Source organism: Symplocastrum torsivum, from assembly GCF_059505465.1.
On the sequence record NZ_JCACKQ010000092.1, the window covers coordinates 1 to 13,069 of the forward strand.

Sequence of the window (13,069 nt, forward strand, 5' to 3'; positions counted from 1 at the left end):
CCATTTGCAGCAGTTAAGCTAATCGCGCCCCCCTGACCCGCATCGCCTTCAGAGGAAGAGAACGAGGTAGAGTCCAAAAAGCCAGTGGTAATGCTGCCGTTGTCAGCAGTTAAGCTAATCGCGCCCCCCTGACCTGCATTGCCTGACTCAGACAGCGAGTAAGAGAACAAACCGCCAGTGTTAATGCTGCCATTTGCCGCCGAGAGTATAATGTCCCCTCCATTCCCACCGTTACCCGAAGAAGTATTGATATTGCCAACAGTAATCCCCAGTGGCAGCCCTAAACTAGGTGCGAACCCCGTGCCTCCAGCATTCTCAGGAACGTTAGGAGCGTTGACGGAAGGTAACCCTGCCCGTAAAATCACCGATGGACGACTTGTGAGTGTGTCGAAATCTGGGTCGTCAGCAGGAATAGCGGTATCCGGACCCGTAATCCGGATATTTCCACCCTCAATGCTGCCCGTTGCTTCCACCTTCAGAGCAACGCCTGTATAGTCCCCAAACAAAACATCCCCATTGGTTTGAATAATGGGGTCAAACCAACTGACAAAGTTGCCCGGAGTGCCTGATAAGGTGAGCATCGACAGGCTACCACCACTCTCAAAACGAGCATCTCCAGAAATATCGCCATCGCTGACTAAGTTGAGATTCCCCCCACTCTGAATCTTTGACTGAGGATGGTTCAGCGCCAAGATATCAACGCTCTGGTTGCCTTGAATGGTCAGATTTCTGCCAGAAGTAACTATAACAGGGCTAGCGATTGTATCGCGCACTTTCACAGTATCCTGCGCTTCTAACGTCAAATCTCCCCCAGAGAGTAGCTGTCCCTGCAAGTCCAGATTGCCAGCCGATAGGGTAAGATGTTTCCCTGTTGATAAATTCCCCTGATTAATAATCGCCGTCGGTTGATTGGCAACTGCATTAAAAAATAGCGCTCCCGGACTGACAGAAAGCAAACTACTCGTTTGCGGTTGTACTGCACTGAAATAGCCACTATCCCCCAACTGTATCCGCTCGGCTGTTGTTGCCACAAACGACCCCTGGATATCCAAACTCGCATTCGGGCCAAATATAATTCCATTCGGATTGAGCAAAAACAGGTTTGCCGTACCGTTGGCTCGAATTAATCCATCAATATTAGAAATCGACCCACCTGTGACTCGCGTCAGGATGTTCTGCACATCTGCCGCATTGTTGAAGAAGGCAGAGCCTCCGGTGGGTATGGAAAAGTCGCTGAAACTGTGGAACAGATTGCCACCCCGCGTTGCCCCGCCGTCAATCTGAAAATTGGGATTGCCTGTGACTTGCGATCGCTCTCCCGCAGGCAGCGTGTTATCTGGAATTACTTGAGCGGCGAGTGGTTGAAAACAACCGAGTCCCCACACAGCACTACCCATCAAAACCCATGTATTTAGATGCCACCCACTCATCAAGTCTTGCCTCCCATATAGCGATTATTGATGCAATTTGCTACGAGTAAGTAACCTGATCACGACACACCAAGACAGTGAACTCAAACGAGCTACTCACTCCGGTTCCAGCGTTACTTCATCCCAACATTTCCTCCAACTCATGCTGATTCCCTTGAAGCTAGTCCCTAATCCACTCAGAACCCTCTTCAAATCCTCGCCGGTAGTACACAAAAGCACTAAGTAGTAAATGTTGAAGGCAAGAAAGATGCTTATGTTGACTGTTTTGCCATCCTAGAGTATAGAGCTTATAGCCGATGTAGCCTACTTTTTCAACGTGCATTTCACACCTCCACTGAAGGTCAACATCTGAAGAATGGTTTGGAGGTTGCTGATTGTATAGCCAGATTGCCGGGAAGCTTGACTCTGCTGCTCTAGTAATTCTGCAAGCCACTGCTCAATTTCTTGTGGCTTGTTGGCTTCTGTCAGAAGCCATTCTGCAATGGGTTGCATAATGAGGTTTTTTTGCAGTTCGCCAACGCGATCGCATTGCGCTGCGGCATCGTGCAGATCGCTAGCTTCTGCTTTGAATAAACAATGAGTTCTTAATAGACCAACCTGCTGCTGTTCGATCTCATGACAGACTTGCCGAATCAGTCGTTCCAATACATACTTCATGACCATCGGCTGCAAGCTGAACTGGGTGATGTTCTGCTCGATCAGCTCAAGAGTGGTCGGCTCAATCAGCGTCGGCTCCGCCTTCTCAATTAGAGATCGCTGCAACAGCGAGTTCAATGCTCCCGGCAGCTCCCATGTAGAGGCAGTGCTGACTAAATTTTCTCGCAACTCATCTAGAGAGATCGGCTCCTGATTAATCGCTAACCACAGCATTACTTCCTGCTCTAAAGCTGACAAGCGCTCAAATTGGCGATCGAGCAGATTGCGGATGTCATCAAACACAAATAAGCTTTGTTCAACATACTTCAAGACCTCGGCAATTCTGCCGTTGAAGAGTGCTTGGGTAGATGCAGCGATAAGCTTTAGGGCTAAGGGGTTACCGCCATAATGTTCAATCAGTGCATTCCACTCCATTTTGGAGCCGATAAATTGCCCTTTTTGCTCAAATAGCCCTCGCCCTTCACTTGGCTTCATTGCACCTAACTGTAATGAGCGTACAGGCAGTGTTTCTCCTTCAATCAGTGCAATCTGTTGGTGTTTTTCGCGACTGGTCAAAATCACACAACTCTGATGAGGAACGGTTCCAATGTACTGGAGCAACTGCTCGTAACCCTCATAGCCGGCTCGACTCCGCCCGCTCTGGTCTCCACTGGCGAGAATCGTCTCCATGTTATCCAGAATCAGCAAACACCGTGAGGAGCGCAAGCAGTCCATGAATTTGGCTATTTTCCGATCTAAGCTAGCAGGCAGCATTGGGTCTTCTCCCTGTGCGTGCAGCAGAAATGGCAAGATACTCTCTAGTAGCTCTTCTAGTGAGGGTGCATTTTGCAGCGATCGCCACACGACAACTTCAAACTCTTGCTCAATTTGCGATGCAAGTTTGACCGCTAAGGTACTCTTACCAATTCCACCCATCCCTAACACGGCAACCATCCGACAGTTTTCTTCCAATACCCAATGCCGTAGTGTTGTCAGTTCTGTTTCACGCCCGCAGAACAGGGACACATCCACGGCTTCACCCCAGTCTTGGTTTGGATGCTGCTGTCGGGTATCTAGTCCCTTCAATGGCGAGTTTGGGCGAGAGTAGTCGCTTTTATTCAATTCCAAGCCAAACGACTCAAAGACTCTAGAGAGCGAATATCGGTCTACAGGTTCTAAGCGTGCCATTACTCTGGAGATGGTATTCAATGACAATTGTGTGCGTTCACTCAATTTCTCAAAGGTGAAGCGATCGCCAGCATTCTCTTGAAACTCTGCCCTAGACTTTGCCCTTTGGAGTTTATTCCATCCCTGCACTGTTAAGATAACTCCGCGTGTGCGACTACGAGGCGGGATAGAATTTTGAGGCTTGTGTTGGGCGCGATCGGATTTCAGTTGGCGAGGGGTGCAATCAGCTTTGGGATTCTGAATATACACAGAGGATTGCAATGGCATTTTCAGTGCAGTGTTAGTCATTTGTTATCCTCTCCTTAAGAGCAATTGCTAGTTTGTTGATGAAATTTACTTGTTATGAAAGATTTCCAGATTCAAGAATTGCAGCGAGTAATGGCTCAAGTTCTAAAGCGTTTGTGTATCGAAGACCATTGATGAATAAGGCGGGTGTGCTGGTTACTCCACTGCGAATCCCACTTTCAATGTCTTCATTGATGTGCTCGATATGCACTCTTCTGGTAATGTCTCGAAGAAACTGGGCAACATCAAGTCCTAAATTGTTGGCATACTCCACCAGATTGCAGTCTCTCAAATCTTGGTGATGCTCCAGTAAGATTTCAGACATCTGCCAAAACTGCCCCTGTGCCCCCGCAGCTTCTGCTGCTTCTGCTGCCTTCTGAGCTTGAGGATGGATTTGAGGTTGAGGGAAGTGTCGGAACACAAAGCCTAGATAGTTCTCCTCGAAAAAGGTAGCGTTGAGCCGTTCTTGAACTGTTTTAATCAAGGCATAAAGTTCTCCACATTGAGGACATTGATAATCCCCATACTCAACGAGCACAACTCTCGCATCCAGTGAACCTTGCCGATGGTCTTGTTCAGAGGGGGGTACCACTAATTGATGGCGATCGCCAGGTGCGTTAGCAGGAATATCGTGGCTCATTCTAAACCTCTGAAGCAAAGAGCGTTTGTCGTGCGAGAAGCACTGTGAAACTGTGTTTTTCAACTCTTTAATCGTTTGTATGATTTTACAAATTAAGAGTGGTAAAGAATTAACAGTTTGTGGCAGAGGCTTTGGTATGGGACACCTGCCAAAAATTGTTTACTATAACCTCCTTTCATTAGTAATTTAGAGGACTCACTCAAATTTGTCGTCAATACTAGGTTTATATTTTAAGCAACACAACGATCAATAATTGGTTGATCCGAGGTACAGGTTCATATCAAACTTAAGTACAGGTTCATATCAAACTTAAGTTTGATATGAACCTGTACTTAAGAGGCGATCGCGCTGAACCCAAACATGGTAAAAAAGTCTCCCAGGTCGTCGATAAACTTTTTTACTTCCCGATGAACCTTTGTGTTGGCAGCACTCAATAGTGAGAAGTTATGAATGTTTTAAATATTTACATTTAGAAATAATCTCAGGAATTGAAAGAAAATCTATCCCAGAAATCGCGAAAGTAGTTAGTTTAAAATCTGGTCAAGCACTGCATCACTTCATAGCTTGCATCACCTTGGTCAGTAACCCAATTAAGAGAGCGAAGATTATCGCAATTAATCGTTTACTTGCCGATAGCTGAATGATATGCTCAAGCCTACTGTGTTCATTGAGCCATCAAGCCGTTCGCGCCTAAGCCGGAGCATGATCGTTAACAGATTGGTCGAACTACAGGAGACCCGAAAAGCATGAATTCCAGAGCTTTGAGTTTCCTGACTGCAATGCTCGTTTCCCTATGCGTGGCGGTAAATGTTAGCTACGCGGTCGATGATGATTGCAACAACATCAAGAGCGCCGTGGATGAAGTAATCCAGCCAGTGATGTTGCAATACGGCATCCCTGGGATGGCCGTGGGGATCGTCACGAGGGGTGGGCACTACGTCTTCGACTACGGCGTGGTCTCCAAGGAGACTCGGAAGCCTGTTATTGGCGACACGCTTTTCGAGATCGGATCGATTAGCAAGACGTTCACCGCGACGCTGGCTTCCTACGCGCAAGCCAACGGCGCTCTCTCGTTGTCCGATACTGCGAGCAAGTACCTCTCTTCCTTACAAGGCAGCTACTTCGATAAGGTGAGTCTGCTAAACCTTGGGACGCATACGTCAGGTGGTCTCCCGTTGCAAGTCCCTGACGAAATTACGAACAACGACCAACTGATGGAGTATTTCAGGAACTGGAAACCGACCTACGCTCCAGGGACATATCGGACTTACTCCAATCTGAGCATCGGGATGCTCGGCATGATTGCCGCGAAGAGCCTGAACGAGGATTTCGTTGCCCTCATGCAAGGTAAGCTTTTTCCCGCGCTGGGAATGAACCGTACCTATCTCGACGTTCCCTCTTTCGAGAGGAAAAACTATGCACAAGGCTACACAAAGAATGACGAGCCGATTAGGATGGTGCCCGGAGTCCTTGCGTCGGAAACCTATGGTATCAGGACTACAGCCGATGACCTGGTTCACTTCGTCGAGGCGAACCTGGGGATGTTCAGCCTTAATGAGAAGCTGCAACGTGCGCTCGTCGCTACGCACACCGGATACTTCAGGATCGGCGAGATGACGCAGGATCTGATCTGGGAGCAATATTCCTATCCGGTCGCCTTGAAAGACCTGCTTGCCGGAAACTCCGCAAAGATAAGCTACGAGGCTAATCCAGTGATCGAGATCGCTCCTCCGTCGCCGCCGAGGGAGAACGTTGTGATCAACAAGACTGGTTCGACGAACGGTTTCGCTGCCTACGTCGCGTTCATCCCGGAGAAGGCACTCGGAATCGTCCTCTTGGCGAATAAGAACTACCCAATCGATGCGCGGGTGATGGTCGCCCATCAAATACTGAATCGGTTAGACACCGACAACGTGTCGAGAGGTACTATCAACTTAAACAGATACTTGAATTAATTCTCAAATCACCGACGAGAAGGCTATCTTCTTTACGTCACTTCAGTACAAGATCAAACACCTCACTAATAGATGTGAGGTATTAAAGAAGGTGTATCAAATTGGGGTTGTGTTCTCCCTGTTTCGATTATCTGTCCCGCCTAGTCACCTAATTGCGTCAGCGAGTATCTCTACTAGGGTTTTTTGGCTTTTCTGTTGAGTTGAGAACCGACACCAATCGCTAAAAGAGCTAGCAAGCCAAAAACTGAGGTGGGTTCAGGTACAGACTTTGTCTCTTCTAGGTAAGAGAAGACTTCACTGGCATTAAACGGTAAATTATCAAAACTCGGCTCTAGAGACACAAAAACATTAGGAGGTAAGCCAGAAACAGCGTTGGTTTGTCCTTGAGTGGCACCTGGGGCGGATTCGGTATCAACTTCAATATGCAGAGGTGTTTCCGGTGAGAACGCTGACTCACTCAGATTGATTGCCGCCACCATGTCCCACAGCGGATTTGGGTTTACATCACCACCGACTACAACTAGAGAGAAGTCCAACAATTGAGCCGCCAAAACGCTTTCAGGAGTGCCGGTTGCCAGCCATGCCTCATAGTCTTCACGGTCAAAGGCAATCTTGTTTGTGGCATCCAAGGGAGTTAGTTGGATGTTCAAACCTTCCTCACCCGCCTCAAAGAATTCACTGGCGGCAAGCGGATCGACCCAAATGTTGAACTCGGCAACGGTGTTTGTGGAGAAAGGTGCCTCAGGCAGTACTCCCAAATTTCCAGGAACAAAGACCGCCCCCCCATAATCTGAAGGACTTCAATGTTGTTGATGATAGAAGGATCGATCCGTAACGCTTCGGCAATGTTGGTGAGCGACCCCGTTGAGAGAATCGCTACAGGTTCTGGAGAATTCTTGACTGTTTCCACAATCAACTCGGCGGCCGACTCAAACTCGATAGCGGGAATCTCCTCTGGCAGTGTAACAAAGGGAGCAAAAAAGTTATCGGCATCATTTCGGATAAAGTCAGGAAAGGCATTGTTCCCGTCAAGAGGTACAGGGCTGCCAATGCCAACAGGAATCTCAGTCGCATCTAGGAGTCCTAGCATTCGCTTGAGACCGTTTTGAAAGTCTTCGCTTTCTGGGCGGGCAACCCCGTGGGACATCGTGATCGCTTGAACATCGAAGTTGGGATTTGCCAGCATATACGCTAAGGCAGCTAATCCATCCTGACTCCCATCATCATCCACGATCAGCGGAGTGGGTGTTAGGGAAGCGGCATTTGATGAGGGAGCGTCAACGGCGAGCGCAACAGCAATCGCCACACTAGTGCAAGAAGGCAGAAGATAGGAGGCAGAGGGCTGTTATGAAAGAAAGCTTGCACAGTAAGCTTTTTAACCTTTTTTAACTGGATAGTTATTTGCGCCGTGCTGCACTAGTAGCTACAGTAGCGGCGATTTAGGTGAAAATATTCTTTTTCATGGTTTCAAGTCAAGCGGTAGATGTGAGGAGCCATTCACGAGTGTTGTTACTAATCCCAGCTAATAAAAAACCGTGGGCTAGCATGAGTGTGACTTGCCTGAGACGAATGAACAGTGTGCGAAAACACTTTCTGCAACACTTCACGGCTGATGAGCTTATGTGGAATATTCCGGTGTAGCTAGGACAAAGTTTTCCTATTACGTTCTAGCTGCCATTGTCACACTGTGACAGTTGAGAGCTTACCCTAGAATGAACCCTAGGTTATCCGGAAGAAACCTGGCAGCAGTTGCCGCTAAAAATTTGCGCTCCTCTCCAAAAGTCGTCCTAAAAAACGTCAAGTTTGAGGATTGGCTAAGCGTCAATATAAGATTTCCTGCTTCTCTCAATGTGGTGCAGTCTCTACCAAGCACCTTATCCAGCTTTGTGGTCTACTGCCTTGTGCATCGACTTTATAGAATTCTGAGTCGCAAGACTTTTTTTGGCTAGCGTTTCCACAGCCACAGCGGCTACCCGAGCTACAGCCTCCAGTGGCAGCGAACGTACCGTTCTTAGTACCTGTTCTAACGGTTCCTCCTCTGGTAACTCTCCATCTACCAAGTAAGCTTGGAGGTCAGAAAGGCTCCATCCTCTTAAAGCCGCCAGTTTCTCCAGATTTTCTGTCTCTGGCCAAGCAAGATGAGACTCCCAAAACCTAACTGACGATTGGCTAACACCAAGTTCCTTAGCAAACTGGCGTTGGCTCTTGGAGCCTCGCAACTCAGCAACTATTCTTGCTAACCGTTCAGTTTTTGAGTCCATAAAACCATACTAGGCGATCTAAACTTGCCCACCACTTTTTTGAGGTCAAACGCGGTAAAGTAATGAGTAATCAACTATTCAAATGCGAGTGATATGTCACTCATAGCTTTGAGCAACTGTAGATAATTCTTTGCCCTGTCAACTGACGCAGTCTTTAGCTCAAATCCAATGTCAGTATACAGTCAAGTCAACCCTAAAGAGTTGAAACCCCATCCCAAAAACTCCTCGATCTATGGTGAGGACGAAGATGTGACCGAGCTAATTGACGCAATCCATAAATCGGGATGGGTCAAAGCTTTAGTTATAACCAAGGACGGAACAATCATTAGCGGACATCGACGATGGAAGGCTGCATTGACCTTAGAGTGGCAGAGCGTACCCGTAGAGGAGAGAGAGTTTAGCGACGAAGCCGCTGAGCTAGAAGCATTGCTAAGAGAGAATCAAAGCCGCGACAAAACCACCGAGCAGAAAGTCCGAGAAGCCCTAGTTTGGAAGGAAATTGAATCCTATCAAGCTAGAATGAGACAAATTGAACTAGCTGGAACTCGACCCAACCATAATCCTGACCTTGTGGAAAATTTTCCACAAGGTCAAAGAGGTAGAACCCGCGATCGCCTTGCCCAACTTGTCAATCTAGGTTCAGGTCGCACCTACTCCAAAGCCGCTAAAGTCGTTGAGGCGATTGACAAGGAAACTGTTTTCGGAAATCTGCAAACCGCTCAACGACTTCGCAGCACCTTAAACTCGAAAAGTGTAGATGCGGCTTATCAGCTCCTCACCTTAACCCGAAAGCGAGCAAACAATCCAGAAGACAACAGCAGTCATCGCGACAACCTAACACCCTCAATTCAAGGGAGTGAATTTCTACTTTCCCATCAAAGCGATCGCTTCCCTAATACGATTCGCAGTTGCTGGACTTGTCAGCACAGAGACCGGCTCATCGAGAATCATAGCTTTCACTGCACCCATCTGGGAACGCTAAGCCTCATTGACAAAGATGCCTGTACGCGAGGAGAAGAATGTGACTTGTGGTGTGACAGGGACGTGGAACAGATAATTACTACAGAGCAGTCCGAAACTTCACCTGAACTTATCAAGCCTCAAACTTTTTCTATAGAGTTTCCCGAATACTTACGCTCCAAGTTTCAGGATGCAGCACGAGCTTCTGGAATGAGTGTAGTGGACTGGGCGCTCGTTGTCCTTGAGTCAGCATCAGGGCAAGTCCCTGAGGGAGGACAAAACTGATGCCGAGCTTAGATAATAGTGAGAGAAATACTTCCCATCAATCAGGAACATCACAACTTGAGATTACTGAGTTAGAGCTTCCCTCAACTCCCAGTGCCAACCCTACCCCTCACAAGGGAAGGTATCGCACCATTAACCGACCATCGACCAGTCCTAATTTATTCCCCGATGCTAGAACGAGCTACATGGCATCCAACCGATTAATCTGGGAGGGTTGCAACATTCTGACACAAGGACGAGATCTCAATTGGGCTGTCCCAGAGCAAGGGCCACCTTACTATGAAGTTCCCGTTGCCAAAGGCAAAGGGTACATTACCTTCTGGGTAACTGACGAGCTGCCTGGACTCCAACCCGCCATCTTAGAAGGGGAAGCAGCACTAGCACTGATTGAGCAATTTGATATCCGTGCTGCCTGTATGCATCTCATCTATGCCGCTCACGCTACGCAGCTTGACCGTCCCTGGGAACAGCAGTTCGTCCTGAGCGATATCCAGCTAGAACGATACCTAGGTCTGAACCAGAATAAAAAACTGAACAAACAGCAGAAGTTGCAGTTAATGTTAGAGCTGGCGAGACAACCTTGTAATCTCCTGGTATATGTTTCTTGGCCGTCAAAGGGAGCGGTTAGCTCATTTAGCGTCAGCCGCACTTGGCTGTGGGAGATTGCAGAGCCGATTTTGCACTTCCAAGATTGTTTTCAAGATTGTGAAGGTAATCCTATCGGCGAACAGAAGCTTGTAGGATTCACCCTTAAAATCCGCTGCGGAAACTGGGCGCAGTACTTTCTCAACCAGGAGAAGTGCCGGAACAAATTGGGCTACTACGAGTACGGCATTTTATCTCAGGGACTACTACATGACTTGATGAGCCTGTGGCATCACCATGAAGGTGCCGTGCGTCTGATGACCTGGCTCTTGTTTAAGACTAAGGTCAATCAGACCAGTCCACTAACGGTGGAAACGCTGATGAACGTGGCATTTGGCACTTCTTTAATAGAAGCAGCCAAAGCCTTTTCAAATGAGCGGAAGAAGTTACTCAGACGTTGGGAAACAGCGCTTAGGGTTTTACTGGAGCGAGGATGGAACATTAAAGCCGACCCTGACACTTATCCACTCCAATACTGGCCTGCATTACTTGATACAGAACCACTAGCACAAATCCCAAACAACCCTGAAGAGGCAGCTCAGTTCTGGTCTGAAGATGCCGACTTAAGCCCAGGTGGGCGTCTTACTGACCTTACAAGACGCACACGCCGTAGTTTTGAACAGCTACTTAGTGGCAAGCTGTGGATTCTACCACCAGCAGATATTGCTGGGAAGCTGGATGAGATTGATGAGTGCAAAAAGAAGAAACGGAAAAAGGATTTGGCTAAAAAACAGTCAGCTCCTTCTCAAGACTACTCGGCATTGACAGGTCAACAACTCAAAGACCAGAGGATTAGCCTGGGCTTAAGTCAAAGGGACTTGAGTACCCTTACTGGAATCAGTCAAAAGATGATCTCGCTCCTAGAGAATGGAGAACGTCGGCTAAGCGAGACAAACCGAGAACGTCTGCTTAAAGTTTTTAGGAACTAGGTTCTCGCCACCTTCCACAGCTCCAACTCCCCGGCACCCATCAGGGTGAAATTTTTAGTACTCAAAAGCTTTGTACCCTACCAAACACGCCAAACCCTTATTGCTACTGGGTTTGGTTGCTATTCGCCTGGTTGTACTCGAAAATACCCCTCACCCTATCCAAAAATACCCCTCACTCTACCCAAAAATACCCCTCACTCTACCCAAAAATAAATTTTTGTTGTCTGTAATCCTTGTATTGCAGGGCTTTCATTTTTGAGTACAAATCTGATCATTCTGATCATTCTGATCCGCTTGTACTCACCAGCCCGAAAAAACGCGCACGCTACTCTAGTTCAACCAACAAAAACCACTCCTGCGCTCTGCCAAAGCACTGGCTACAGCAGAGTCCTCATAACTCTATGCAGGCGGTGGAGTTGAGCGAACTAACAACAGGGGAGTGTGAGAGGATGGTTTCCGTATGGCATTACCTGAAGAGAAATTGCCCAATCTGCAACGGGGCACGCTCCGACTGCCGCGAGAACACACAGAGCGATTTAATTCACTGTCGCCACGAAGTTACTGCCGCACCAGGCTATCAGTGTGTCAGTGAGGACAAATGGGGGTTCTTCCTATGGGCAGTCGATGACGGACGCGATCGCAATTCCGACCAGTGGGAAGAACTACGCCGCTCTAGAGAACAAGAGCGTTCCCAAAGACTCAAGGAAGAAGAAAAACGTTGTACTCAACTTCTCCCCAGTCAGGAACGCGATCGCCTAATCCGCAAACTATCCCAGCAGTTGGGTCTCTCCACCCAGCACCGCCAACACCTACGAGAAGAACGTGGTCTATCGAACGAGCAAATTGACCACGCCTGCTACTTCAGCATCGAACCGTATCAAGAACTCATTGGTATCAGCCCTCGACTGGCTGGCATAGACCTGTGGGGTCGGTATCTCACGATTAAACAACAGGGAATTGGCTGCCCCATCTTTGATATCTACGGGCACATTACTGGGTTCCAAGTTCGCTTCGACAATGCCACCGAAAATAAATATAAGTGGTCCACCAGCCGCTCACAATTTCGCCCCAACGGACCCACTGCTCACCTTCCCAATGGCGAACTACCCCTCGCTGTGTGGCGTCCTCTCGGTGCAATCCAACGCCGCAGCATCGGCATGAGTGAAGGCACTAACCCCAAGCCCTACATCGTAGCAACGCGATTGGGTCAGCCCTGCCTGGGAGCAGCGGGAGGCAACTTTGTCGCCTCACAGCAACAACTCAAAGAGTCCCTAGATGTCCTATCCACCGAACTGAACACCAAGACCATTGACTTTTACCCAGATGCAGGTGCGATCGCCAATTTCCACGTCCTGCGGCAGTACCGAGCCACCTTCAGGCTGGTACAGCAATGGGGTTATGAAATTCGAGTCGCCTGGTGGGGTCAAACCACTAAGGGCGAACATTTAGACATCGATGATCTACTCGTTGCAGGACGTGAAGATGAAATTCAGTTCATTACTGTAGCTCAGTTTGAACTACTTTGCCACAACCCAGACAGCCAGCTCCACGGATTTAAGGACTTATTCGGATGGCTACCTAAACTGCAAAACCGTTTGGCTCAACTGGTTAAGAAACGCTCCCGCTGGGGCTTTGCGTCCTGTGGAGACGTTGAAGTTGAACCCCCACCAACCCCTCCAACTATCCAATATGAAGCGGGTCAGAGATTAGAAGCTTGGGTTCAAGCCGTGCAAGGAGGAGCTAAGTTCATCTTCGATTCGTCAGCGACTGGCACTGGCAAAAGCTATGATTCAGGGTTAGCCCATTCGTGACAAGTTAAGGCAAAGTAATTGTTGTCAATGAGACAATATACTTA

9 protein-coding genes and 2 pseudogenes are annotated in these 13,069 nt (G+C 48.2%); 5 read left to right on the top strand and 6 right to left on the bottom strand.

Annotation, left to right across the window (positions count from 1 at the left end; all coding sequences use genetic code 11):
• The 3 genes from AC5JL3_RS23155 to AC5JL3_RS23165 all read right to left on the bottom strand — a co-directional run.
• Positions 1–1,430, bottom strand: a 1,430-nt coding sequence (locus AC5JL3_RS23155) for a filamentous hemagglutinin N-terminal domain-containing protein (protein ID WP_496076721.1), incomplete at its 3' end; no start/stop codon positions are given.
• A gap of 303 nt (positions 1,431–1,733) precedes the next feature.
• Positions 1,734–3,542, bottom strand: coding sequence for an NB-ARC domain-containing protein (locus AC5JL3_RS23160; RefSeq protein WP_496076722.1), 1,809 nt, complete (start codon positions 3,540–3,542; stop codon positions 1,734–1,736).
• Between the two features lie 52 nt (positions 3,543–3,594).
• Positions 3,595–4,179, bottom strand: a complete 585-nt coding sequence (locus AC5JL3_RS23165; RefSeq protein ID WP_496076723.1) for a DsbA family protein — start codon at positions 4,177–4,179, stop codon at positions 3,595–3,597.
• Positions 4,180–4,615: 436 nt separating this feature from the next.
• On the opposite strand from AC5JL3_RS23165, the pseudogene AC5JL3_RS23170 reads away from it, so the two are divergent.
• Together AC5JL3_RS23170 and ampC are read left to right on the top strand one after the other, a co-directional pair.
• Positions 4,616–4,796 (top strand): annotated as a pseudogene (locus AC5JL3_RS23170) (IS701 family transposase); the annotation flags it as partial.
• 129 nt (positions 4,797–4,925) lie between these two features.
• Entirely contained in the window at positions 4,926–6,134 is a 1,209-nt protein-coding gene (ampC, locus tag AC5JL3_RS23175) for a class C beta-lactamase (protein WP_496076724.1), read from the top strand.
• A gap of 173 nt (positions 6,135–6,307) precedes the next feature.
• Here ampC and AC5JL3_RS23180 read toward each other — a convergent pair whose 3' ends face one another.
• The 3 genes and pseudogenes from AC5JL3_RS23180 to AC5JL3_RS23190 all read right to left on the bottom strand — a co-directional run bounded on the left by AC5JL3_RS23180 (position 6,308) and on the right by AC5JL3_RS23190 (position 8,395).
• Positions 6,308–6,475, bottom strand: coding sequence for a PEP-CTERM sorting domain-containing protein (locus tag AC5JL3_RS23180; RefSeq protein WP_496076729.1), 168 nt, complete (start codon positions 6,473–6,475; stop codon positions 6,308–6,310).
• A gap of 57 nt (positions 6,476–6,532) precedes the next feature.
• Positions 6,533–7,320 (bottom strand): annotated as a pseudogene (locus AC5JL3_RS23185) (nucleoside hydrolase); the annotation flags it as partial.
• A gap of 688 nt (positions 7,321–8,008) precedes the next feature.
• Positions 8,009–8,395, bottom strand: a complete 387-nt coding sequence (locus tag AC5JL3_RS23190) for a helix-turn-helix domain-containing protein (protein WP_496076725.1) — start codon at positions 8,393–8,395, stop codon at positions 8,009–8,011.
• 168 nt (positions 8,396–8,563) lie between these two features.
• Here AC5JL3_RS23190 and AC5JL3_RS23195 point away from each other — a divergent pair, with 168 nt between their 5' ends.
• The 3 genes from AC5JL3_RS23195 (at position 8,564) to AC5JL3_RS23205 (ending at position 13,025) form a co-directional block, all read left to right on the top strand.
• The gene (locus AC5JL3_RS23195; RefSeq protein WP_496076726.1) at positions 8,564–9,640 is read left to right on the top strand and encodes a ParB/RepB/Spo0J family partition protein; all 1,077 of its coding nucleotides are present in this window, start codon (positions 8,564–8,566) and stop codon (positions 9,638–9,640) included.
• Entirely contained in the window at positions 9,640–11,214 is a 1,575-nt protein-coding gene (locus AC5JL3_RS23200; RefSeq protein ID WP_496076727.1) for a helix-turn-helix domain-containing protein, read from the top strand. The genes AC5JL3_RS23195 and AC5JL3_RS23200 overlap by 1 nt, the downstream gene beginning before the upstream one ends.
• Before the next feature lie 449 nt (positions 11,215–11,663).
• On the top strand, positions 11,664–13,025 hold the full coding sequence (locus AC5JL3_RS23205) for a hypothetical protein (RefSeq protein WP_496076728.1): 1,362 nt from the start codon (positions 11,664–11,666) through the stop codon (positions 13,023–13,025).
• Positions 13,026–13,069 lie beyond the last annotated feature (44 nt).

Coding starts and splice junctions, on each gene's coding strand:
- AC5JL3_RS23205 (WP_496076728.1), top strand. CDS start 11,664: ATGGTTTCCGTATGGCATTACCTGAAGAGAAATTGCCCAATCTGCAAC.
- AC5JL3_RS23200 (WP_496076727.1), top strand. CDS start 9,640: ATGCCGAGCTTAGATAATAGTGAGAGAAATACTTCCCATCAATCAGGA.
- ampC (WP_496076724.1), top strand. CDS start 4,926: ATGAATTCCAGAGCTTTGAGTTTCCTGACTGCAATGCTCGTTTCCCTA.
- AC5JL3_RS23160 (WP_496076722.1), bottom strand. CDS start 3,542: ATGACTAACACTGCACTGAAAATGCCATTGCAATCCTCTGTGTATATT.
- AC5JL3_RS23190 (WP_496076725.1), bottom strand. CDS start 8,395: ATGGACTCAAAAACTGAACGGTTAGCAAGAATAGTTGCTGAGTTGCGA.
- AC5JL3_RS23165 (WP_496076723.1), bottom strand. CDS start 4,179: ATGAGCCACGATATTCCTGCTAACGCACCTGGCGATCGCCATCAATTA.
- AC5JL3_RS23195 (WP_496076726.1), top strand. CDS start 8,564: ATGTCAGTATACAGTCAAGTCAACCCTAAAGAGTTGAAACCCCATCCC.